Raw genomic sequence first — 22855 nt, forward strand, 5'->3', positions numbered from 1 at the left:
GACACAGGCAGGGGGAAATATTGCTTTTCCCCCTGCCTTGTATTATACTGAGAAGGCACACAAAGGGCAATGAATTCAGAAAAGGATGGGTGTTATTATGCAAAAATTAGAGCAATTGTACGAGGGAAAAGCAAAGAAAGTGTTTCGGACGGACGATCCGGATGTGGTGATCGTAGACTATAAGGATGACGCTACTGCTTTTAACGGAGAGAAAAAAGGAACAATTGTGGGGAAGGGTGTAATCAACAACCGTATGACCAATTATATTTTTCAGAAATTAGAGGAAGAGGGCGTGCCGACACACTATGTGCAGGAGCTGAGCGACCGGGAGACGGCAGTAAAGAAAGTGGAGATCGTACCTCTGGAGGTGATCGTGCGTAATGTGGCGGCAGGAAGCTTTTCCAAAAGGCTCGGGATCGAAGAGGGAACGGCCCTTCTTGCCCCGACGCTGGAGTTCAGCTACAAGGACGACGATCTGGGCGATCCTCTGATCAACGATTATATGGCGATCGCCATCGGAGCTTCCACCAGGGAAGAAATTGAAAAGATCACAGAATATACCTTTAAGGTCAACGATGTCCTGAAAGCGTTTTTCAAAGAAGCAGGGATCGAACTGATTGACTTTAAGATTGAGTTTGGGCGCTACCACGGAGAAGTGATCCTGGCAGATGAGATCTCTCCGGATACCTGCCGCCTGTGGGACAGCAAGACCAGAGAAAAGCTGGATAAAGACAGATTCCGCAGGGATATGGGAAATGTGGAGGACGCTTATCAGGAAGTATTCAGAAGGATCGGAATTCAGTAAGGAGCAGAAGAATGAGTCAGGACAGATACAAAAGCCCTCTTTCCGAGAGGTACTCCAGCAAGGAGATGCAATATATATTTTCGCCTCATAAGAAATTTACCACCTGGAGAAAATTATGGGTGGCCCTGGCGGAGACAGAAATGGAACTGGGACTTCCCATTACACAAGAGCAGATCGACGAACTGAAGGCAAATGTAGAAAACATCAACTATGACGTGGCCCGGGAAAGAGAAAAGCTGGTGCGCCACGATGTGATGTCCCACGTATATGCCTACGGGGAACAGTGCCCGAAAGCCAGAGGGATCATCCATCTGGGAGCCACCTCCTGCTATGTGGGAGACAATACGGATATCCTGATCATGGCAGAAGCATTGGAACTGATCCGAAAAAAGCTTCTGAATGTGATCGACAGGCTGGCAGGATTTGCGGACCGGTACAAGGATCTTCCTACCCTGGCATTTACCCACTTTCAGCCGGCACAGCCTACCACCGTGGGAAAAAGAGCTGCACTGTGGATCCAGGAATTTATGATGGATCTGGAGGATCTGGACTATGTGCGCGGCAGCCTGAAGCTTTTGGGATCCAAGGGAACAACGGGAACACAGGCAAGCTTCCAGGAATTGTTTGAGGGCGAGGAGGAAAAAATCTCCCAGATAGACAAAAAAATCGCGGAAAAAATGGGAATGCCGGACTGTTATCCGGTTTCCGGACAGACCTATTCCAGAAAGGTCGATACCAGGGTGCTGAATATCCTGGCGGGGATTGCTGCCAGCGCCACCAAGATGTCCAATGATATCCGTCTGCTGCAGCATCTGAAAGAGGTGGAGGAGCCTTTTGAAAAAAATCAGATCGGTTCATCCGCCATGGCTTACAAGAGAAATCCCATGCGGAGCGAGCGGATTGCGTCTCTCTCCCGGTATGTGATGGTGGATGCACTGAATCCGGCTATTACCTCCGCTACACAGTGGTTTGAGCGGACGCTGGATGATTCTGCCAACAAGCGGTTGAGCGTGGCGGAAGGCTTTCTTGCCACAGACGGGATTTTGGATCTGTGCATGAACGTAGCGGACGGACTGGTGGTCTATCCCAAGGTGATAGAGAAACGTCTCCGCTCGGAGCTGCCTTTCATGGCTACAGAAAACATCCTGATGGACGCAGTGAAGGCAGGAGGAGACAGACAGGAGCTTCATGAGAAGATCCGGGAAATGTCCATGGAGGCAGGCCGTAACGTAAAGGAAAACGGGCAGGAGAACAATCTGCTGGAGCTGATCGCAAAGGATTCTTCCTTTGATCTGTCAGAAGCAGACCTGGAGAGGGTGATGGATCCCTCCAGATATGTAGGGCGCTCCGGCCGCCAGGTAGAAGCATATCTGGCGGATCATGTAAGGCCGGTACTGGCTGCAAACCAGGGAGAACTGGGCATGATGTCTGACATAACGGTATAGCTGAAAAATGAAGTCAATCCAGAAAGTTTCACAAAAAAACTGACAGGAAACTGTGCAAAAAAGACAAATTAAAGCGATTGGTTTTTGGGGCTTGAAAAATAAATAACAATGGATTATTATTGACGTATGCAATAGTTATTTATAAATAAAACCTATAATACATATAAAAATGGAGCGGGTTGAGATTTTTCTGGAGAGAACTTTTAAAGTCGCCGAAGAGGCAAGCTTGTAAACGGATCGTATTTACAAAGTGAAACTTTCAGGCAAAAGGACAGAGAAATGGACTGCATTCTGGATATTGTACTGTGCGACTGAAGATAGTGAAGGCAGGACAAAAGACAGGAAGGGCGAGATACACAAGGTGTATGTTCGTCCTTTTTCTTATTCTGTGGGAACATTGTCTCCTGTGCAATCAAAATTCCCTGACAGGAGGGCACCGCGGGAGAAGCGCCTTATGACAGAGAGGCTTCCGACAGTGGATCCCCGGGAGAAGAAGTTTGATTTATAGAAAATTTCAATAAGGAAACGAAAAAATGGCAAAAGAAGATTATATCATAGTTACCAACAATCCTATGGTGTATCAGAAGTACGACGGACAGAGGAAGATGATCTATGCAGAAACTTCCTATGAAGGACTTTTGCAGCAGGTCCGGGATAAAGTACACGAGGGACATCATTTGCTGTCCCACCCCCTTTCCGGAAGCGTCAAGCCCAATGAGACGCCCTATAAGTCTGTGATGATCTCAGCAAGGCCGGGTAGTCTTTCGCAGGAATCCCTGCGGATGATCGAGTCGGCGATAGAGGCCTGTAAGAAGTTCGCATTTCGGACGGAGACTTATGATGAAGCAGTCCACAGAGATTTTCAGTGGGTAGACCTTAACCTGATCGAAAGCGGGATGGAATCCGCCGATCTTATGTAACAGGAACCAATCGGTTGCAGAGCGTTTCGCTATGACAATACACATTTCATATGAAGGAGGAATTTACAGTGAGATTAGAAATGGGACACATTTACATCAAGGATGTTCAATTCGCTTCAGAATCCAAGATTGAAGACGGAATCCTTTATGTATCCGAAGAGGAAGTGCGCAAAGTGGCAATGGAGGATGACAAGATCAAAAAAGTATCCTTTGACATTGCAAAACCGGGAGAGTCTGTAAGAATCACACCGGTAAAGGACGTAATCGAGCCGCGTGTAAAAGTGGAAGGACGCGGAGGGATCTTCCCGGGCGTGATCGCAAAAGTGGACACGGTAGGAGAGGGAAAAACCTATGCACTAAAAGGAATGGCTGTAGTGACAGCAGGCCCCATTGTAGGATTTCAGGAAGGGATCATTGATATGACGGGACCGGGCGCCGACTATACTCCGTTCTCCCAGACATTGAACCTGGTAATGGTATGTGAGCCGGTGGACGACATTAAGCCTCATGATTATGAAAAGGCAGTAAGATTTGCAGGGTTCCGTGTAGCTGTTTATCTGGGAGAGCTGGCAAGAAACCTGACTCCGGATGAGACAAAGGTATATGAGACATGCACCATCAAGGAAGGAATGACCCAGTATCCGGAGCTTCCCAGAGTGGCTTATGTGCAGATGCTTCAGAGCCAGGGACTGCTTCACGACACCTATGTATACGGAGTGGACGCAAAGAAGATCGTGCCGACCATCATGAGCCCGACAGAGATCATGGACGGAGCCATCGTATCAGGAAACTGTGTTTCTGCATGCGACAAAAATCCTACCTATGTACACCTGAACAACCCGGTAGTACACGACCTGTTTGAACAGCACGGAAAGACCATCAATTTTGTGTGTCAGATCATCACCAATGAAAATGTGTATCTGGCAGACAAGCAGCGCTCTTCCGACTGGACGGCAAAGCTTTGCAAGATGCTGGATCTGGACGGAGTGATCGTATCACAGGAAGGATTTGGAAATCCGGATACCGACCTGATCATGAACTGCAAGAAGATCGAGGCAGAAGGGGTTAAGACAGTCATCATCACAGATGAATACGCAGGACGCGACGGAAAATCCCAGTCTCTGGCAGATGCAGATGCAGCGGCAGACGCAGTGGTAACAGGCGGTAATGCAAATCAGGTGATCATCCTGCCGAAGCTGGACAAGGTGATCGGAACGATGGAGTATGTAACGAAGATCGCAGGAGCCAGCGATGAAACACTTCGTGAAGATGGATCTTTAGAGGTAGAGCTTCAGGTGTTGACTGGTGCTACGAACGAAACCGGATTCAACAAGCTGAGTGCAAGATAAGGAGGACAGTACGATGGCAAAATTAAGAGTGGTTCATTACATCAATCAGTTCTTTGCTCAGATTGGTGGAGAAGAAAAAGCGGATTATCCTGCAGAGATTCGTGTGGGAGAAGTAGTAGGACCGGGTGTGGCATTTGCGGCATCCTTTGGAGAAGAGGCAGAGATCGTTGCGACCATCATCTGTGGAGACTCTTACTTCAATGAAAATCTGGAAAAAGCAAAGGCAGACATCCTGGCGATGGTAAAAGAGCAGGCTCCGGATGTATTTATCGCAGGACCGGCATTTAACGCAGGACGTTACGGTGTTGCATGCGGAACTATCGCAGCGGCTGTTCAGGAAGAACTGGGTATCCCGTCCCTGACAGGTATGTATGTGGAAAATCCGGGTGCGGACATGTTCAAGAACCAGGTATATATGGTTTCAACCAAGAACAATGCGGCAGGTATGAGAGACGCGGTGAAGAAGATGGCGCCGTTGGCTCTGAAGCTGGCGAAAAAAGAGCAGATCGGAGCTTCGGCAGAGGAAGGATACATGCCAAACGGCGTGCGTGTCAACTTCTTTGAGAAAGAAAGAGGATCTAAGAGAGCGGTAAAAATGCTGCTGAACAAGCTGGCTGACAAACCGTTTGTAACAGAATTCCCCATGCCTGACTTTGACAGGGTAGAGCCCAATCCGGCCGTGAAGGATCTGGCACACGCTAAGATCGCTATCGTGACTTCCGGAGGTATCGTTCCAAAAGGAAATCCGGATCACATTGAAAGCTCCAGTGCTTCCCGCTACGGCGAGTATGATATTACCGGAGTAAATGATCTGACAGAGGAAACCTATGAGACGGCTCACGGCGGATATGATCCGATTTATGCAAATGAGGATTCAGACCGTGTTATCCCGGTGGACGTGCTTCGAGATATGGAAAGAGAAGGCGTGATCGGAGAGCTGCATCACCTGTTCTATACCACGACAGGAAACGGAACGGCTGTTGCATCTTCCAAAGCGTTTGCAGCAGAATTTTCCCAGAAACTGAAAGCAGACGGAGTAGACGCTGTGATTCTCACTTCTACATGAGGAACCTGTACTCGTTGCGGTGCAACGATGGTGAAAGAAGTGGAGAGAGCAGGAATCCCGGTGGTACACATCTGTACCGTTACACCGATTTCCATGACAGTTGGAGCAAACAGGATCGTTCCGGCTATCGCGATTCCTCACCCGCTGGGAAATCCGGCACTGGATAAGGCGGAAGAAAAAGTGCTTCGTCGTCATATTGTAGAAAAAGCATTAGAGGCTTTGACGACAGAAGTAGACGGACAGACTATTTTTGATTAATTCCAAGAGAGGAAAGAAGGAGGCAGAAAACAGATGAGCAAAGTGTATGATGTGGTAATCCTGGGAGCAGGACCTGCCGGTCTGGCAGCCGGACTGTATGCAGGCAGAAGCCGTTTGTCTACCCTCATCATTGAGAAGGGACAGGACGGCGGACAGATCGCCATCACGGACGAGATCGAAAATTATCCGGGGCAGATCGTGGAGGGAGAGTCAGGACCTTCCCTGATCGCAAGGATGACCAAGCAGGCAGAAAGATTTGGTGTGGAGAGAGTATCTGATACCATCAAGGAAGTACAGCTGGAAGGAGACGTAAAAGTCCTGAAAAGCGAAAAAGGAGAGTATCAGGGAAAAAATGTGATCATCGCTACCGGAGCGTATGCACGCCCCATCGGATGCAAGGGAGAGGCTGATTTCATCGGAAAAGGCGTATCCTACTGTGCCACCTGTGACGCCAACTTCTTTGAAGATTTTGAAGTGTATGTGGTAGGCGGCGGAGATTCAGCCGTAGAAGAGGCGATGTATCTGTCCAAGTTTGCAAGGAAAGTGACCATTATCCACAGACGTGATGAACTTCGTGCGGCAAAATCCATCCAGGAAAAAGCATTTGCCAATCCAAAGATCGAATTCTTCTGGGATTCCGTAGTAGAGGAGATCTACGGCGAAGATATCCTGCAGGGAATGATCGTAAAAAATGTAAAGACCGGAGAAACCAGAAAGGTAGAAGCAGATCCGGAAGACGGAATGTTCGGCTTGTTTGGGTTCATCGGAACCATCCCCAATTCCAAATTGTTTGAGGGGATCATCGATATGGATGAAAGAGGATACATCAAGGGAGATGAGGATATGCACACCAATGTTCCCGGTGTATATGTGGCAGGAGACGTTCGTATCAAGAGCCTTCGCCAGGTAGTAACGGCGGCGGCTGACGGAGCGATCGCAGCAACCCAGGTGGAAAGAAGCCTGTCCAACTATTTCTAAAAAATGAGGGGAGGCAGCCGAAGGAGGAGAGGATTCCTCCGGTTGCCTTCCGAAAGAAAGCAGACAGCCGAAGCTGTCAGAATCAATCAGAGAACGATGAAAAATGGAGGTAGCAAGATGTTAGATCTGGATAAGACAAATTTTGAAGAAGAAGTATTGAAGGCAGATGGATACGTATTTGTAGACTTTTACGGAGACGGATGTGTTCCCTGTCAGGCACTGATGCCGAAGGTGCATGAGTTTGCAGAAACTTATGGAGACAAGATGAAGTTTACGTCTTTGAACACTACAAAGGCACGCCGTCTTGCAATTTCCCAGAAGATCCTGGGACTTCCGGTTATGGCGATCTACAAAGGCGGAGAAAAGATCGATGAAGTCGTAAAGGACGACGCGACACCGGAAAGCATTGAAGCAATGATTCAGAAATACATTTAATCGGGGGTATTTCTTGATCATAAAGCAACTTGAAGTAGGTATTTTCAGAAAGGAGAAAGCATAATTATGGCTATTTTAGAAGGAAAAAAAGCAATAATTATCGGAGACCGTGACGGAATTCCGGGACCGGCGATCGCAGAATGTGTGCAGACGGCCGGAGCCGAGATTGTGTTTTCCTCAACGGAGTGCTTCGTTTGAACGAGCGCAGGTGCAATGGATTTAGAGAACCAGAAAAGGGTAAAAGAATTTGCTGACGAGTATGGTGCAGAGAACTTGATCGTAGTTCTTGGTGCAGCAGAAGGTGAAGCAGCAGGACTTGCTGCTGAAACTGTAACAGCAGGTGACCCGACGTTCGCAGGTCCATTGACGGGAGTCCAGCTTGGACTTTTAGTATATCATGTATGTGAACCGGAGATGAAAGAAGAGTTTGATGAGGCTGTTTATGATGAACAGATCAGTATGATGGAGATGGTACTTGACATTGATGACATTGTCAGCGAGATGACAGCCATCAGAGATGAATTCTGTAAGTTTTTATAAAGTGAAAGGTTACACTTTCGGCGGAGGCAGGTCGGACCGCTCCGCCGATATCATCATAAGGGTCTGACCGGCAGGCTCTTTCTTTTCTAATAAGAGAAAATAAGAAAGGTGGAAAACCAAGAATGAATAGCGTAATTAAGGGAGCAAGTTATGTTTTAGTGCATACACCGGATATGGTGTTATATAATGGAACGACACAGACGACGGAAAAGATCGTAAATCCGGAGTCCGACTATTTAAAAGAAGTACCCAACCATCTTCGTACCTACGAGGAGGCGCTTACTTACTGGCCGAATCAGACCTATATTGGGAACGCTCATCCGGAAGAGCTTGCTGCGGTAGAGTTTCCGTGGTTTGACAAGAAAAAAGAAGATGCAAAACGCTATGGTAAATATGGAGAGATCATGCCACAAGAGGAATTTTTACTGCTGGTGCAGGCTTGTGACATGTTTGAAGTCGTAAGACTGGATAAAGAATTTGTAGCAGAACACAAGGAGGCTTTTGCTGCCAATCCTGTGATTTCCCAGGATATTGTGGAAAAGATCCACGAGGGCGCAGAGCTTTCTGAAATCGAAAAGTTTGTAACGGAAGAACATGCGGAAGGTCTGTACCATGACGGAAAGCTGGTAGGATGCGTAAAAAGAGCGCACGATATCGACGTAAACCTTTCCTCCCACGTTATGCACGAGAATCTGATGAGCAAGGCTTCCAGCGTACTGGCTCTGCTTCACGCAGTGAAAAATGCAGGGATCAGCAAAGAGGATGTAGACTACGTGGTGGACTGTGCAGAGGAAGCCTGCGGAGATATGAACCAGAGAGGCGGCGGCAACTTTGCAAAAGCGGCAGCCGAGATCGCAGGGCTGGTAAACGCTACCGGTTCCGATGCAAGAGGATTCTGTGCAGCGCCGACCCATGCGGTGATCGAAGCGGCGGCTTTGGTAAAATCCGGAGCATACAAGACGGTTGTAGTAACATCCGGAGGATGCACGGCGAAACTTGGCATGAATGGAAAAGATCATCTGAAGAAGGGGCTTCCTATTCTGGAGGATTGTCTGGGAGGATTTGCCGTAGTCATTACAGAAAACGATGGAGTGAGCCCGGAGATCAATCTGAATATTCTGGGACGTCACTGCGTAGGAACAGGAAGCGCACCGCAGGCGGTAATCGGAAGTCTGGTTTCTGAGCCACTGGAGCGGGTAGGAATGAAGATCACGGACATCGATAAATATTCGCCGGAGATGCAGAACCCGGATATCACAAAACCGGCAGGAGCAGGGGACGTTCCGATGGCAAATTACAAGATGATCGCAGCCCTGGCGGTAAAACGCGGCGACATCGACAGAAAAGAGCTGGCATCCTTTACGGAAAAGCATGGTCTGACCGGATGGGCGCCTACGCAGGGACATATTCCTTCCGGTGTGCCTTACATCGGGTTTGCATGTGATGATATTCTGGCAGATAAGATCAAAAACGCCATGATCATCGGAAAAGGAAGTCTGTTCCTGGGACGTATGACCAACCTGTTTGACGGAGTATCCTTCGTGATCCAGAAAAATGAGGGAGCAACGGAAGAGACGGCAGGGGTTTCCGAAGAAGAGGTAAAAGGACTGATCGCAAAGGCAATGAAAGAGTTTGCTGCTACTCTTATGGCAGAGTAAGGGGTGGTGACGATGGCAAATAAGATAGAGCAGATGATCGCATCCACATTCATGGAGATGGCACAGGGACTGGAGACCGGAAGCTTTGGCAAAAAGCCCAGGATCGCCCTGACAGGGATGGGAAGCGAGCATGGAGAAGAAAACGCAATGGAAGCTGCCATGATGGCAGCAAAAGAAGGGATCGAGGTTTATTACATCGGGACCCTGGAAGCGGAGGGTGTGATCACCGTAACCGTGAAGGATGAAGAAGAAGGCCACAAGAAAATGGAGGAGCTCCTGAAAAACAAAGAGGTGGATGGAGCCGTTACCATGCATTTCCCCTTCCCTATCGGGGTATCGACGGTAGGAAGAGCGATCACGCCTGCAAAGGGAAGAGAGATGTTTGTGGCGACCACTACCGGTACTTCCAGTGCAGATCGTATTGAAGGTATGATCAAAAATGCGATCTATGGAATCATTGCTGCAAAGGCCTGCGGCAAACAGGATCCGACGGTAGGGATCCTGAACGTGGATGGAGCAAGGCAGACCGAGATCGCATTGAAGCAGTTAAGAGACAACGGATATGCTATCAGTTTTGCAGAGTCTGCAAGAAGTGACGGCGGCTGCGTCATGCGGGGAAATGATGTGCTTCAGGGATCGGCGGATGTAATGGTGTGCGATTCCCTGTCAGGAAATATCCTGATCAAGATGCTTTCTTCCTACACGACAGGGGGAAGCTACGAAGCTGCCGGATATGGATATGGCCCCGGTATCGGAGAAGGCTATGAGCAGCTGGTAATGATCATTTCCAGAGCATCCGGCGCGCCTCTGATCGCAGGAGCGATCCGCTATGCGGCAGAACTGGTCAGAGGAAAGGTGTTTGAGGTGGCAAAGAAAGAGTTTGCCGCAGCCAAGAAGGCCGGCCTGACAGAGATCCTTGCTGCAAGAAAAGGAGCAGAGAAGCCGGCTGCAGCAGAGGAAGTAGCGGCGCCGCCCAAAGAGGTGGTCACAGAACAGATCGCCGGTATTGAGATCATGGATCTGGAGGATGGCGTAAAGACGTTGTGGAAGCTGGGGATCTATGCGGAAAGTGGAATGGGCTGTACCGGACCGATCATCCTGGTATCTGCACAGAACCTGGAAAAAGCAGCGGAAGAGCTGAAAAAAGCAGGGTATATTAATTAAAACAAACGGCAGGATCTTGTCTGTCATAAAAAGGGTGTCCAAGCACTCTGAATGGAAGCATTCAGATGTTTGGGCATTCTTTTTTTGTGCCCCCTTTTGGAAATTTCGAAAGCCTAAAAAGCCTGGAGGGAGGAAAAATGACGGAAAGAAATATCACCAAGAGATGGCATTGTACACAAGAATAGAAGGGTGATTTTGTGCAAACAAACAAAAACGATAATAAACGATAATAAATAAACTAAAAATGTTGACTGAAAAGAATAAAAACGATAATATAACTTCATCAAAACTACCTAAGAGGAGGAAAAGTGAATGAAAAAGAAAATCGTAGCAGGACTGTTGACGGCAGCCATGGTATGCGTGATGATCGCAGGCTGTGCAGGGCAGAAAGAGACAAAGAAGGAAGGAGAAAAGAAGGAGGAGGCGTTTAAGGCAGGGTTTGTGGTAGGTTCCTTTGAACATGTGTTTTATCAGCAGATCCGCGACGGGATTGAGGAGCAGGCAAAAGAACTGGGAATGGATGCAACCGTTACAGACGCAGAGCTGGATCCCAATATCGCATCCGACAGGATCCAGGATTTTGTAACGCAGGGCTGTGACGCAGTGGCTCTTTCCTGTAATGATGCGGCAGGGGTAAAACCGGCCATTGAGAATGCAGACAAAGAAGGCGTAAAGATGTTTACCTTTGATTGTACGACGGATTCAGAAGCGATCCAGTGCTTTGTAGGAACAGACAATCTGGAAGGCGGAAGACTGGGCGGACAGGAACTGCTGAAATATTCCAAAGATGGAGATACAGTAGGGATTATCTGTTATCCGACAGCTTCTTCCTGTCTGGATCGTCAAAACGGAGCATTGGAAGTGCTGGAAAAAGAGGACCGTAAAGTGGTTTATGACAACAACTACGAAGGGGATGCCAACAAAGCGCAGGAGATCATGGAAAACATGCTGACGGCACATCCGGATATGGCGGCAGTGTTCTGTGTGGGAGATCCGGCTGCAACAGGAGCGCTTGCAGCGATCAAGGCGGCAGGATCCGACTGTAAGATCATCGGATTTGACGGAAATCCGGAAGCAAAAGAAGCGATTGCCGATAAAGAAGGAAACGGAAAATGGTGGGTGTCTGAAATCGCACAGAATCCGAAGGAAATCGGAAAACAGATCGTAGAACAGATGCATCAGTATCTGAGCACCGGAAAAGTGAAAGAAAAAACGATTTACATTGCTCCGTATGTCATTGATGCAAGTAATGTAAGCGAAAAATAGGAGACATCTACAGCAGGCAAAAGCCAGATAAGGACAAAAAGGAGCAGGCGGGCAGTTTGTGTCCGCCTGAACTTGTGAAGGGATAGGGATATGAAGCCGATTTTTCAAGTAAAGCAAATCAGTAAAAGCTTCCCGGGAGTAAAAGCGTTGACAGAGGTCAGTATTGATTTTTATCCGGGAGAGGTTCATGCATTGGTTGGAGAAAATGGTGCGGGAAAATCTACATTGATCAAGATCATGTCGGGAGTGTACACCCCAACGGACGGAGAATTGATCTATCAGGGAGAAAAACTGTCGTTCAAGGCGCCAAAGGAAGCCATTGATCTGGGAATTCTGGTGATCCACCAGGAGCTGAGCGTAGCAAATCATCTGACTGTGGCGGAAAATATCTATCTGGGCTGCGAGCCCAGAAGGAAGAACGGAATGCTGGACAGGAAGAAAATGAACCGGGATGCACAGGCAATTCTGGACGAGATGAATGTAGATATACAGGCGGATATGCTGGCAGGACATTTAAACGCCGCCCAGCAGCAAATGATCGAAATTGCAAAAGTAATTTCCAAGCAGGCCAAGATCGTGATCATGGACGAGCCTACCTCGTCACTTTCAGAGCATGAGATACAGTCTTTGTTTATCCAGATCAAAAAACTGATCGAGAAAAATGTATCTGTTGTATATATCACACACAGGATGAAAGAGATCACAGAGATCGGACACCGTGTTACCGTCCTGAGAGACGGCTGCAAGGTAGACACCATGCAGGTGAAGGAAGTAACCGAAAAAGAGATCGTTTCACGGATGGTAGGAAGGGAAATAGGCGATTACTACCACAAAAAAGAGCATAAGAGAGGAAAAGAAATGCTCCGTGTGGAAAACCTGTCTAAACAGGGAGTGTTCTCAGAGATTTCCTTCTGTGCGTATGCAGGAGAAATCGTAGGATTTTCAGGACTGGTAGGAGCCGGAAGAACGGAAGTGATGGAAGCGATCTTCGGAGCCACCGGATATGAGGAAGGAAAGGTCTATCTGGAGGGGAAAGAGGTGCTGTTTCGGACGCCGAAGGAGGCCATCCGAAGTAAGATCGGACTGGTGACGGAAGACAGAAGACGGACGGGACTTCTCCTCAAGAAAAAGATCCGGGAGAATATCGTTCTGCCCAGCCTGACAAGGCACCGAAAAAAGCTGGGATTTCTGAACAAGGCATGGGAGGTCACATCCAGCAGGCAATATATGGAAAAATTAAAGATCAAAGCGCCGGGCATCGATACGGTGGTAGGAACCTTGTCGGGAGGGAATCAACAGAAGGTCATACTGGCAAAATGGCTGGTTGCGGATTCCAAGATTCTGATACTGGATGAACCTACAAGAGGGATCGATGTCAATGCAAGGTCGGAATTCTATACGCTGATGAATGACTTTGTGGAACAAGGCGGGGCGATCATCATGATTTCTTCCGAAATGCCGGAAATCCTGGGAGTATCTGACAGGATTATCGTGATGCGGGAAGGAAGGATCAGCGGAGAACTGTCCAGAGAGGAAGCGACAGAACAAAGAGTGATTCATATGGCAAGTATCACCAGTGAGAAGGAGTAAGGAAGAGAGGACGAAAGACTATGAGTGTTAAAAAATGGCTGAACCAGAATATTGTAATCGTCGTGTTGGTTTTGCTTTGTATTGGATTTGGACTGGCATCACCGGTGTTTTTTACAGTGAAAAACATTACGAACATTTTATCGCAAATGTGTATCAATGCGCTTCTGGCGTCCGGACTGGTGTATGTCATCATCCTGGGCGGGATTGATATTTCGGTAGGAAGTGTGGTCGGACTTTCCGGAGTCCTTTCTGCGTGGATCGGACTGCATTTTTTCCCAAACATGAATGTGGTGGAAGGCGTTCTTCTTTTACTGGTATCAGGATTGGCGGTGGGAACGGTTATTGGAGCGATCAACGGGATCATGATCGCAAAATTTAAAGTGGTTCCCATGATCGCAACGCTCGCCATGCTCTCCATTGCAAGAGGAGCGGCTTATATTGTGTCAGACGGACAGCCTGTTTACGGACTTCCCAACAGTTTTGCGTTTCTGGGAGCCGGACGCATCATAAAAACAGAAAATTCCCCCAATGGGATCATTCCGGTTATCGTAATCTTCACAGCAGTGATCGTGGTGATCATGCATATACTGTTGTCGAAAACAGTGTTTGGACGTCATGTTTATGCGTGCGGGAGTAACGCAAATGTTGCGCACTTAAGTGGAATCAGCGTACCTAAGATTACATTTATCTGCCATGTTCTATGTGGAATAACGGCAGCGCTTGGCGGAATCGCCATGGCGTCCAAGCTTCAAAACGGGCAACCGGCAGGAGGAGAAGCTTATGAAATGTATGCAATCGCATCGACCGTGCTGGGAGGAACCTCATTGGCCGGAGGAAGCGGATCTGTGGGAAGAGCCATGTTTGGAGCGGCGGTGATCGCAGTGATCAATAACGGAATGAATCTGATGCAGATCAATTCCTATTGGCAGAAGGTGGTGATCGGAGCGATCATCCTGATGGCGGTAGTTCTGGATATGGCACAGCAGGGAAAGACGAACAAACACTAGGAAGCAGACAAGGCAGGGAAGCGGGGTGAGGCTGGAATCATGAAAAAGTATTATATTGCGTTGGATATAGGAGGAACAAAGACGTCGGGAGCCGTTTTTTTACAGGGTGGAACGATCGCAGAGGATTATGTGTACGTCACCCCCTCGAAAACTTTTGACGGAGAAGAGGCCGTGTACCAAAACACAAAAGGAGTGGTGGATCATCTGCTCCGTCGTTTTCAGATAGAAATCTCAGATGTTCTGGGAATCGGAGTGGGATGTCCGGGGCCGCTGGATCGAAAGACAGGAGTGATCCTGCACGCCCCTATGATGCGATGGAGAAATTTTCCGCTGATAAAGAGGCTTCAGGAAGATTTTCCGGTACCGATCTGTCTGGACAATGACGGAAATTTGGGAGCTCTGGCTGAACAAAGATGCGGAGAGGCCAAAGGAGAGGAAGCGGTTTTCTATATGACTGTCAGTACAGGCTGCGGCGGCGGATTGGTAGTAGATGGAACGATCTATCATGGGGCAAAAGACGGAGCGATGGAAATCGGACATATGTGTGTGGAAACAGAAGGAAGGCAGTGCCCCTGCGGAGCAAAAGGATGCTTTGAATTATATGCATCAGGGACGGCTCTGAACAGGCGGGCGAACAGTCAGATCCGGCAGCACGAAGACAGCATCCTGTACAGGCTGGCAATGGAAGAAGAGCGGGAAATTACAGGAAAAGATATTTTGGAAGCGGCAGAGAAAGGGGACTTTTTTGCCCTGGAGCTTTACCGAAAGGAAGGAGAATATCTGGGGATCGGAATCGGAAACATTCTGCGGCTGTTTGATCCTTCGGCCGTCGTGCTGGGAGGAGGCGTGACAAAAGCAAAGGCATTTTTTCACGATGCGATGGTCCGCACGCTGAAAAGCCGGGGATTTGTAAATATGAAAGAAGATATGATCCGTTATTCTCGCATGAATGACAGGGTAGTACTTTATGGAGCTTATTATCTGATAAAAGAAGAAACACTTTCATAAGTGGGAAGGAGATTATATGTTAGTGACTTTGAAGGAAATCTTATCGAAAACAAGGACAGAAGGATACGGAGTAGGCGCTTTTAACTATAACGACTATGAGGATGCAAAGGGAATCGTGGAAGCCGCGGTGGAAGAGGATGCACCGGTTATTCTGATGGCTTCTATGGGCGCGGTAAAATACATGGGATTAAAGCATGCGGCAGAGATGGTGAAGGAACTGGCAGAAAAGGCTCCTGTTCCGGTGTGCCTGCATCTGGATCATGCGACGGATGTGGATTTGATCAAGGATGCGGTACGTGCCGGATTTACCTCTGTTATGATAGATGCGTCGAAACTGGATTACGAGGATAATATCCGGGTGACAAAAGAGGTGGTGGAATTTGCAAGACCCTATGGATGCTCTGTGGAATCCGAGCTGGGAACAGTGGGGGGAAAAGAAGAACAGATCGAAGCGGAAGACGATGTATCCGGATATACCAGACCGGAAGACGTTCCGGATTTTGTGGGACGTACAGGGATCGACGCACTTGCGGTTGCCATTGGGACCTGTCATGGATTTTATAAAAAAGAGCCCAAAATAGATTTTGACAGACTGGGAAAGATCGTAGAACTGACAGACTGTCCGCTGGTACTTCATGGCGGCTCCGGCGTTCCGGAAGAGGACTTTAAAACCTGTGTGAAAATGGGAATGAGTAAGATCAACGTCGGGACGGAATTAAAGGCGGGCTTTTCCCGGGCTCTCCGTGAAGCAGTGGAAAAAGAACCGAAGGAAGAATTTGACCCGAGAAATTATATGAAGTATGTGATCCGCACCTGTAAGGCGATCGCAAAGGAAAAGATGCAGATTTTTGGAAGTACGGGCAAAGCATGGAAGGAGCAGGCATGAAGCTTGGAGTCATTACCAGCGGAGGAGATGCCCCGGGCATGAACCCCTGTTTGGCACAGATCATTCGGGAAGGACAAAAACGCGGGCATGAGATCATAGGGTTTGAAGGAGGATTTCGCGGGATCGCAGAAAACAGATGCCGAAAACTTTCGCCGGAGGAAGTGACTTTGTGGTACCAAAGAGGAGGCACCTGCATCAAAACAGGGAGGTTTCCGGAGCTGGAAAAGGAGTCGGCACAGAAAAAGGTTGCAGAGCAGCTAAGAGCGCACCGGATAGAAGGTCTGATGGTTTTGGGAGGAGACGGCTCCTTTAAGGGAGCGCTGGCGGTTCACCGCATGTTCCCGGAACTCAATATCATCGGGATTCCCTGTACCATAGACAACAATGTGTACGGAAGTGACTACACACTGGGATTTGACACGGCTTTGAATACACAGACAACCTACCTGGACGGACTGATGGATACGGGAGAATCTCTGGACGGAAGGGTGTTTTTCATTGAAACCCTGGGAGCCTATGACGGATATCTGGCACAGAGCACCTACCTGATGGGCATGGCGGAATTTGCGGTTCTGGATGAAATGCCAATGGAAGAGGAAGAGATCATTCGGAAGGTGCTGCAGGCAAGAGAAGAAAAAAGATCAGGAAGTATTTATGTGATGTTTTCCGAAAGCGACGGGAAGCATAGATGTTTAAGGATTGCAGATGTGATTCGGGATAGATATAATATAAATATCAAGTGTAGTATATTAGGATTCAGTCAGAGAGGAAATGCGCCAACAGCCAGGGACAGATTGATGGCATCCGGATTTGCGGACAGAGCGATCCGGGCGATGGAAACGGGAGTGAAGAACCAGTATATTGTATATCGCAAAGGTGAGTTTCAGTACATGGATATTTCAAATGCATCAAAGAAGAAAGTATTTGACTGGCACCACATATAATCTACTTCACGATAAATAAAGGCGGTGGAGACGAGTATGTTACCTGAGGAAAGAAAAAATTATATCTATAACATCATCAACGAACGAAAAGTGGTCAAGGTTTCAGAACTGAGCAAAGAACTGGAACTGACAGAGGCAACCATCCGGAGAGACCTGGAAGAACTGCAAAATGAGAAAAAGCTCCGGCGCACCCATGGCGGGGCAGTAGCGCTGCAGCCGGAAGAAACCTTTTATGTGATTCGGCAGCTGGCGACCATCCATGTGCAGGAAAAGCGGGCGATCGCCAAAAAGGCGTATGAATTTATTGAGGACGGAGACACCCTGATTCTGGATGCGTCCAGCACGACGCAGGAGCTTTGTAAGCTGATCGCAGAAGGCAATAAAAAAGAGCTGACGGTTATTACAAACGCATTCAGCGTGGTGAATATTCTGCGGGTAAAGCACGATATGATCATTATCCACACAGGGGGAGTGGTGGAGCCAAAAACAGAGTCCAGTATAGGAGATTTTGCCGTTCGCCAGCTGTCTAAGCTAAAGGCAGACAAGGTGTTTATGGGTGTCAACGGGATCGATCCGGAATTTGGTTATTCCATCACAAACCTAAATGAAGGAAATGTAAAAAGGGCCATGATCAATTGCGCGGCAGAGGTCTTTGTGATCGCAGATCACAGCAAATTTTCTTCAACGTTTTTATCTCAGGTGGCAGAGCCGGAAGGAGAGGTGGACTACCTGATCACCGACCGGAAACATCCCAAGATAGATTACAGTGTGTATGAAAAAAAAGTACATTTGATTTTTGCAGAAGAAACAGGAGGCTGTAGTGAATAAGATCATAGAAAATCCGGATACCATATTAGAGGATATGGTAGAGGGGTATCTTGTGTTAAATCAGGGGAGGATCCGTCCCATCTGTGATGAGTCGGGACAGCCGATCAAAGGAGCGCTGACAAAGGTACACGGAAGGAACAAGGTCAGCATCGTGATCGGCGGTGGAGCGGGAAACGAACCGTGGTGCCTGGAATATGTGGGAAAAGGAATGGCGGATGCAGTCGTTTCTGGAAATGTCTACATGGCGCCTCCGGCCTTTTCTCTTCTGGAGGCCGGAAAAGGGATTTATCATGAAAAGGGGATCCTGTTTGTAGGAACCAACCATATGGGAGATCTTCTGAATTTTGAACTGGTGGGAGAATTGCTGGCAACAGACCCCAAAGAGCGGATCGAAACAGAATGTGTATTTGTGAATGACGACGTTGTCAGTGATGAAAAACCGGAAAGAAGAAGAGGGATCGCCGGCATTTTTTATGCGGTAAAAATGGCGGGAGCGGCTTCGGAAAAAGGCCTGGATCTGGCAGAATGTAAAAGGATCACGCAAAAAGCCATCGACCGCACAAGGACGATGACGGTGACAACCTCTGCCGGAGTGATGCCTTCCAACGGGATTCCCATGGCGGATCTTCCGGACGGATATGTGGAATATGGCATGGGCTTTAACGGAGAACCGGGAATCAGGCGGGAAAAGCTTCCGGCAGCTTCCGTGATGACAGAGTATATGCTGGAAACTCTGATGGAGGATCTCAAGCTGAGAAAAGAGGAAGAGCTGGCAGTGCTGATCAGCGGTCTGGGAGGAAGCAGCCGGCTGGAGCTTTTGATCGTGGTGCAGCAGGTAAGCAAATGGCTGCGCCATCGTCAGATCCCGGTGTTCCGGATAGAACAGGCAGATATTTTCTGTCCGCAGGAGACAGGAGGATTTTCTGTTACAGTACTGGCACTGGATGAGGAGTTAAAGCCATATTTCCTGCATCCGGCGGAGATTGACAGATATCACAGAGAATAAGCATACGGGTGAAGATTATGACGGCAATAGATAGCAATGAAGTAAGACAGATGTTTTGTGCAGTAAGCAGACGCATGATCGATATGGAACCATACTTGACGGAGATCGATAACCGAGTAGGAGACGGAGACCACGGAATCGGCATGAAGATTGGATTTTTACAGGTGGAAAAGGTTCTTTCCGCCGGAAGGTATGACACGGTTAATCAGGTGTTCCGGGAGATCGGATATACGCTTCTGAAAGTGATGGGCGGAGCGTCGGGCGTTCTTTTTGGAACCATGTTTGTCAGCGGACTTGTGGGAATGGAAGAGAAGAAACAATTTACGATGGAAGACTTTGCATGCCTGTTCCAAAAATCTGCAGAAGCGCTGACCAGGCGGGGAAAAGCCGGAATAGGCGATAAGACTATGATGGACGCATTGATCCCGGCGGCCGGAGCGATGAAAGAGGCTTTGGATCTGCCTTTGGAGGAAGGGTTTCAAAAGGTCGCCAAGGCGGCAGAGGCGGGAATGGAGTACACAAAAGAATGTGTAGCAGCCTTTGGAAGGGCAAGGTACTACAAGGACAAGGCAAAAGGCTTCCAGGATGCAGGGGCGACCTCCGTCTATCTTATTTTTCAGACCATGGCCGACTGGATCGTAGGGCACGCAGAAAAGCATCGGGAGGAAACAGTGTGATAGGAACAATGACTTTGAATCCATGTATGGACAAGACCATTACCATTGATGGATTTCACTACGGAGGGCTGAACCGGACCAACGAAGTCCGGGTGGACGCTTCGGGAAAGGGGATCAACGTATCGATCGCCCTGACGCAGCTGGGCCGGGAAGTGCGCAGCTTCGGAATTGAATTTGAAAACGGAAGCGAACTGTTCCGGAAACAATTAAAAGAACAGGGGATTTCGTATGAAAGCATTCTGGTTCCGGGAAATTTAAGAGAAAATATCAAGATCCGAAACAGCAGGGACCGGATCACAACAGAACTGAATCAGAGAGGAGATTACCTTTCTCCCTCTCATGTAAAAGAGTTTTTGGAAAAGCTGTACCAACAGATTCCAAAGCTGGACGTATTGGTGATCACAGGCTCTGTGCCGTGCGGTGTGGAAACGGACGTATATGCTTCCGTCATCCGGTACGCCAACTGTCACGGGGTAAAATGTATTCTGGATGCGGAAGGGGAGCTGCTGCTTCGGGGGATCAAAGAAAAGCCGTACCTGATAAAGCCCAATTTTTTTGAGCTGGTCACGGCATTCCATCTGGAGAAAAAGGGCATGGGAGAGCTGTTGAAGGTGTGCAGGGAAATCCTGCAAAGTGGAGTAAAAGTCATATGCCTGTCCATGGGAGAGAAAGGCGCTTTGATCCTGGATCGGGAGGAAATTTATTTCTGCCGTCCCAATACATTGGACGTTAAGAGCACACAGGGGGCAGGAGATTCCCTTGTAGCAGGACTTTGCTCTGCCATAGAAGACGGAAAAGAGCTGTCACAGATGCTTCGCTATGGGGTGGCGGCCGCGCAAGGCTCTCTGATAAAACCGGGAACCCTGCTTTGCACCAGAGAGGACTTTGAGCATTTTTATCCGATGATACAGATCGAACGGATCGATGAAAAGTCTTTGGAAGGGCTGCTGGACTTTTAGGGGACACCCGGGGAAGCCCGGGAAGAAAACAGAAATGGTGGAATGTTCCGGGCGAAAGCGCGGAAGAAAGATAAAACAGACAGAGACAACAAAAACAAAAGAGCGAAAAAGAGACAGAGCCATTGCGGACAGGAAAGAAGAGCTTCACCTGCGGTGGCTTTGTTTTTTATTTTGCGTGGGACAGTCAGGAATCTGTGCAAAAGGCATAAAGCCGGAGTTATAGATCAACACGTTTTGACCTATAAGCCTAAAGCCGCTCCGTATGAAGAAGGGGAAATCGGGATTAACTATTGATAAAATAAAAACAGACGGTGGAAGGGGGAAAAGAAATTTGCTATAATGAGGCGGTTAGGAGAGAAACGATGCAGATAGTACAGTTAGCAAACAGAGAAAAAATGGAACAGGAGGACTTCCTGAAAGAAGTAAAAGAAAGGGAGTTTCCGGCAGAAGCTCTTCAAAAAGCGGAGAAAAAGGGCGGAACGGAAGAAATCTATGTTTTGGAAGAGGAAGGGGTGAAAGCAGTCGCGCTGCTCCTTCCCCTGAAAAACCGAAAGGCCAGTATCCGTTGCCTGGTGGTCAGACCGGAAGAGAGAAGAAGAGGCTATGGAAAAAAACTGCTGCAGTTTTTATGCAGGGAATGCAGCAGGCGGTTTGATACCCTGTATGGGTTTTCCTGTGGGGAGGAAGGGATTGAATTCTACAAGGCCTGCGGCTTTGTCAATTCCCATATGGAAACGGATGCCACCTATCTGAAACGGATGCTGGATTCCCAGATCGACGTCAAAAAGGTTGTGGACATGGCCATGGAAGCAGGCAGGATCCTTTTGAAAAATGGAGCGGAGATCTTCCGGGTGGAAGAAACCATTACCCGGATCTGCAGGCATTTTGACGTAGAAACGGTAGAAATTTTCACATTAAGTCATGCGATCTTCGTCAGTGCGGAGGATGGAATGAACCAAACCTATACGAAGGTGCAGCAGGTGCCTTTATCTTCTCCCCATCTGGGGATCGTGACAGAGGTCAATTCTCTTTCCAGAAGGATCGAGGCAGGGGAGATAGAGCTGTTTCAGGCGGTGGAGATCCTGAAGGAGATCGACAGGATGCCGCCGAAGAAAAGCTATTTTCAGATTTTGGCGGCAGGGATGGGAAGCGGATTTTTTGGTTATCTGCTGGGAGCCAGCCAGGTGGAAAGTCTCATTGCAGGGGGGATCGGAGCGCTATTATATGTGTGGGTGCTTTTTTCCAGAAAACACCGGATCTCAAAGATTATCACCAACATTTCGGGAGGAATGATCATCACTACGCTGGCGCTTTTGGCCGGACAGATTCCATTGCCTTTTCCCATCCGGCTGGAGGGAATGATCATCGGGGCTATCATGCCGCTGGTGCCGGGGCTTGCCTTTGTCAATGCCATCCGGGAGATTGCCGACAGTGATTTTCTGGCGGGGACTGTACGGATGATCGACGCACTTCTCGTGTTTGTATACATCGCCGTAGGAGTTGGAATCACGCTGAGTGCATACAGCAAGATGATGGGAGGGATGGGACTATGATCAAAGAAGTGATAACCAGCCTGATCTGCCCCTTCTTTGGAACCATCGGATATGCGGTCATGTTTCAGGTGCCCAAAAAATATTATGTCAGCTGCGGACTTACGGGAATGCTGGGATGGATCGTGTACCACACGGCCAACATGCGGGTATCGGCGGGAGTGTCGGCCTTTTTGGGCGCACTGGTGGTGGTACTGTTTTCCAGGATGCTGACGGTCCGGATGAAGTGCCCCATTACGATTTTTCTGGTATCCGGTATTTTTCCGTTGGTGCCGGGGGCCGGGATCTATTTTACCGCCTATTATTTCGTGACCAATCATTTTGCGCGGGCGGCGGCTCAGGGAATGGAGTCTGTCAAGATCGCCTTTGGGATCGTTTTGGGTATTGTACTGGTGGTCTCCGTTCCGAGAGATCTGTTTTCCTGGTCTTACTGGAAGGAAAAGCGGATCCGGAAGAAACAGGGCTGATTGTTGATAGACAGAAAGCATTTGTGTTACAATGAACATATCAAGGAAA

At 48.4% G+C, this 22855-nt stretch carries 22 protein-coding genes and 1 riboswitch; all 22 genes read left to right on the plus strand.

The window, feature by feature from the left end:
* Positions 1 to 97 precede the first annotated feature (97 nt).
* The 22 genes from purC (at position 98) to FYJ34_RS11080 (ending at position 22806) form a co-directional block, all read left to right on the plus strand.
* Complete coding sequence (gene purC / locus FYJ34_RS10975; RefSeq protein WP_154478588.1) at positions 98 to 805, plus strand: phosphoribosylaminoimidazolesuccinocarboxamide synthase; 708 nt, start codon at positions 98 to 100, stop codon at positions 803 to 805.
* Between the two features lie 11 nt (positions 806 to 816).
* Positions 817 to 2250: an adenylosuccinate lyase gene (gene purB / locus FYJ34_RS10980; RefSeq protein ID WP_154478590.1), complete on the plus strand. Its 1434-nt coding sequence runs from the start codon at positions 817 to 819 to the stop codon at positions 2248 to 2250.
* A gap of 180 nt (positions 2251 to 2430) precedes the next feature.
* Positions 2431 to 2535: riboswitch (glycine riboswitch) on the plus strand.
* A gap of 248 nt (positions 2536 to 2783) precedes the next feature.
* Positions 2784 to 3170: a GrdX family protein gene (locus FYJ34_RS10985; RefSeq protein WP_154478592.1), complete on the plus strand. Its 387-nt coding sequence runs from the start codon at positions 2784 to 2786 to the stop codon at positions 3168 to 3170.
* Between the two features lie 68 nt (positions 3171 to 3238).
* Entirely contained in the window at positions 3239 to 4519 is a 1281-nt protein-coding gene (locus FYJ34_RS10990) for a glycine/sarcosine/betaine reductase component B subunit (RefSeq protein ID WP_330582589.1), read from the plus strand.
* Positions 4520 to 4532: 13 nt separating this feature from the next.
* The gene (gene grdB, locus FYJ34_RS10995; RefSeq protein ID WP_154478594.1) at positions 4533 to 5843 is read left to right on the plus strand and encodes a glycine reductase complex selenoprotein B; all 1311 of its coding nucleotides are present in this window, start codon (positions 4533 to 4535) and stop codon (positions 5841 to 5843) included.
* A 33-nt stretch (positions 5844 to 5876) separates the two neighbouring features.
* On the plus strand, positions 5877 to 6821 hold the full coding sequence (gene trxB / locus FYJ34_RS11000; protein WP_154478596.1) for a thioredoxin-disulfide reductase: 945 nt from the start codon (positions 5877 to 5879) through the stop codon (positions 6819 to 6821).
* 117 nt (positions 6822 to 6938) lie between these two features.
* A complete protein-coding gene (trxA, locus tag FYJ34_RS11005; RefSeq protein WP_154478598.1) occupies positions 6939 to 7256 on the plus strand; it encodes a thioredoxin TrxA in 318 nt (105 codons plus the stop codon).
* Between the two features lie 66 nt (positions 7257 to 7322).
* Complete coding sequence (gene grdA / locus FYJ34_RS11010) at positions 7323 to 7796, plus strand: glycine/sarcosine/betaine reductase complex selenoprotein A (RefSeq protein WP_154478600.1); 474 nt, start codon at positions 7323 to 7325, stop codon at positions 7794 to 7796.
* Positions 7797 to 7918: 122 nt separating this feature from the next.
* On the plus strand, positions 7919 to 9454 hold the full coding sequence (grdC, locus tag FYJ34_RS11015; protein WP_154478602.1) for a glycine/sarcosine/betaine reductase complex component C subunit beta: 1536 nt from the start codon (positions 7919 to 7921) through the stop codon (positions 9452 to 9454).
* Between the two features lie 12 nt (positions 9455 to 9466).
* Entirely contained in the window at positions 9467 to 10618 is a 1152-nt protein-coding gene (grdD, locus tag FYJ34_RS11020; protein ID WP_154478604.1) for a glycine/sarcosine/betaine reductase complex component C subunit alpha, read from the plus strand.
* A gap of 312 nt (positions 10619 to 10930) precedes the next feature.
* On the plus strand, positions 10931 to 11884 hold the full coding sequence (locus tag FYJ34_RS11025) for a substrate-binding domain-containing protein (RefSeq protein WP_154478606.1): 954 nt from the start codon (positions 10931 to 10933) through the stop codon (positions 11882 to 11884).
* 90 nt (positions 11885 to 11974) lie between these two features.
* Positions 11975 to 13474 (plus strand): sugar ABC transporter ATP-binding protein, encoded by a 1500-nt coding sequence (locus tag FYJ34_RS11030; RefSeq protein ID WP_154478608.1) that lies wholly within the window; start codon positions 11975 to 11977, stop codon positions 13472 to 13474.
* A gap of 20 nt (positions 13475 to 13494) precedes the next feature.
* Entirely contained in the window at positions 13495 to 14481 is a 987-nt protein-coding gene (locus tag FYJ34_RS11035) for an ABC transporter permease (RefSeq protein WP_154478610.1), read from the plus strand.
* Between the two features lie 39 nt (positions 14482 to 14520).
* The gene (locus FYJ34_RS11040; RefSeq protein WP_154478612.1) at positions 14521 to 15489 is read left to right on the plus strand and encodes an ROK family protein; all 969 of its coding nucleotides are present in this window, start codon (positions 14521 to 14523) and stop codon (positions 15487 to 15489) included.
* Positions 15490 to 15505: 16 nt separating this feature from the next.
* Positions 15506 to 16375, plus strand: a complete 870-nt coding sequence (locus FYJ34_RS11045; protein WP_154478614.1) for a class II fructose-bisphosphate aldolase — start codon at positions 15506 to 15508, stop codon at positions 16373 to 16375.
* Positions 16372 to 17319 (plus strand): 6-phosphofructokinase, encoded by a 948-nt coding sequence (locus FYJ34_RS11050; protein ID WP_173017099.1) that lies wholly within the window; start codon positions 16372 to 16374, stop codon positions 17317 to 17319. Before FYJ34_RS11045 ends, FYJ34_RS11050 begins: the two co-directional genes overlap by 4 nt.
* 36 nt (positions 17320 to 17355) lie before the next feature.
* Positions 17356 to 18147 (plus strand): DeoR/GlpR family DNA-binding transcription regulator, encoded by a 792-nt coding sequence (locus FYJ34_RS11055; protein ID WP_154478618.1) that lies wholly within the window; start codon positions 17356 to 17358, stop codon positions 18145 to 18147.
* Positions 18140 to 19153, plus strand: a complete 1014-nt coding sequence (locus FYJ34_RS11060) for a dihydroxyacetone kinase subunit DhaK (RefSeq protein ID WP_330582590.1) — start codon at positions 18140 to 18142, stop codon at positions 19151 to 19153. The genes FYJ34_RS11055 and FYJ34_RS11060 overlap by 8 nt, the downstream gene beginning before the upstream one ends.
* Before the next feature lie 17 nt (positions 19154 to 19170).
* A complete protein-coding gene (gene dhaL / locus FYJ34_RS11065) occupies positions 19171 to 19830 on the plus strand; it encodes a dihydroxyacetone kinase subunit DhaL (protein WP_154478620.1) in 660 nt (219 codons plus the stop codon).
* Entirely contained in the window at positions 19827 to 20789 is a 963-nt protein-coding gene (locus FYJ34_RS11070) for a 1-phosphofructokinase family hexose kinase (RefSeq protein ID WP_154478622.1), read from the plus strand. The genes dhaL and FYJ34_RS11070 overlap by 4 nt, the downstream gene beginning before the upstream one ends.
* A 362-nt stretch (positions 20790 to 21151) precedes the next feature.
* On the plus strand, positions 21152 to 22342 hold the full coding sequence (locus FYJ34_RS11075; RefSeq protein WP_235899440.1) for a GNAT family N-acetyltransferase: 1191 nt from the start codon (positions 21152 to 21154) through the stop codon (positions 22340 to 22342).
* Complete coding sequence (locus FYJ34_RS11080) at positions 22339 to 22806, plus strand: threonine/serine exporter family protein (protein WP_154478624.1); 468 nt, start codon at positions 22339 to 22341, stop codon at positions 22804 to 22806. Before FYJ34_RS11075 ends, FYJ34_RS11080 begins: the two co-directional genes overlap by 4 nt.
* The last annotated feature ends 49 nt before the right edge of the window (positions 22807 to 22855 follow it).

The sequence above is a fragment of the Suipraeoptans intestinalis genome (assembly GCF_009696485.1).
GTDB lineage: Bacteria > Bacillota > Clostridia > Lachnospirales > Lachnospiraceae > Suipraeoptans > Suipraeoptans intestinalis.

Coding starts and splice junctions, on each gene's coding strand:
- purC (WP_154478588.1), top strand. CDS start 98: ATGCAAAAATTAGAGCAATTGTACGAGGGAAAAGCAAAGAAAGTGTTT.
- purB (WP_154478590.1), top strand. CDS start 817: ATGAGTCAGGACAGATACAAAAGCCCTCTTTCCGAGAGGTACTCCAGC.
- FYJ34_RS10985 (WP_154478592.1), top strand. CDS start 2,784: ATGGCAAAAGAAGATTATATCATAGTTACCAACAATCCTATGGTGTAT.
- trxB (WP_154478596.1), top strand. CDS start 5,877: ATGAGCAAAGTGTATGATGTGGTAATCCTGGGAGCAGGACCTGCCGGT.
- trxA (WP_154478598.1), top strand. CDS start 6,939: ATGTTAGATCTGGATAAGACAAATTTTGAAGAAGAAGTATTGAAGGCA.
- grdC (WP_154478602.1), top strand. CDS start 7,919: ATGAATAGCGTAATTAAGGGAGCAAGTTATGTTTTAGTGCATACACCG.
- grdD (WP_154478604.1), top strand. CDS start 9,467: ATGGCAAATAAGATAGAGCAGATGATCGCATCCACATTCATGGAGATG.
- FYJ34_RS11025 (WP_154478606.1), top strand. CDS start 10,931: ATGAAAAAGAAAATCGTAGCAGGACTGTTGACGGCAGCCATGGTATGC.
- FYJ34_RS11030 (WP_154478608.1), top strand. CDS start 11,975: ATGAAGCCGATTTTTCAAGTAAAGCAAATCAGTAAAAGCTTCCCGGGA.
- FYJ34_RS11035 (WP_154478610.1), top strand. CDS start 13,495: ATGAGTGTTAAAAAATGGCTGAACCAGAATATTGTAATCGTCGTGTTG.
- FYJ34_RS11040 (WP_154478612.1), top strand. CDS start 14,521: ATGAAAAAGTATTATATTGCGTTGGATATAGGAGGAACAAAGACGTCG.
- FYJ34_RS11045 (WP_154478614.1), top strand. CDS start 15,506: ATGTTAGTGACTTTGAAGGAAATCTTATCGAAAACAAGGACAGAAGGA.
- FYJ34_RS11050 (WP_173017099.1), top strand. CDS start 16,372: ATGAAGCTTGGAGTCATTACCAGCGGAGGAGATGCCCCGGGCATGAAC.
- FYJ34_RS11055 (WP_154478618.1), top strand. CDS start 17,356: ATGTTACCTGAGGAAAGAAAAAATTATATCTATAACATCATCAACGAA.
- dhaL (WP_154478620.1), top strand. CDS start 19,171: ATGACGGCAATAGATAGCAATGAAGTAAGACAGATGTTTTGTGCAGTA.
- FYJ34_RS11075 (WP_235899440.1), top strand. CDS start 21,152: ATGCAGATAGTACAGTTAGCAAACAGAGAAAAAATGGAACAGGAGGAC.
- FYJ34_RS11080 (WP_154478624.1), top strand. CDS start 22,339: ATGATCAAAGAAGTGATAACCAGCCTGATCTGCCCCTTCTTTGGAACC.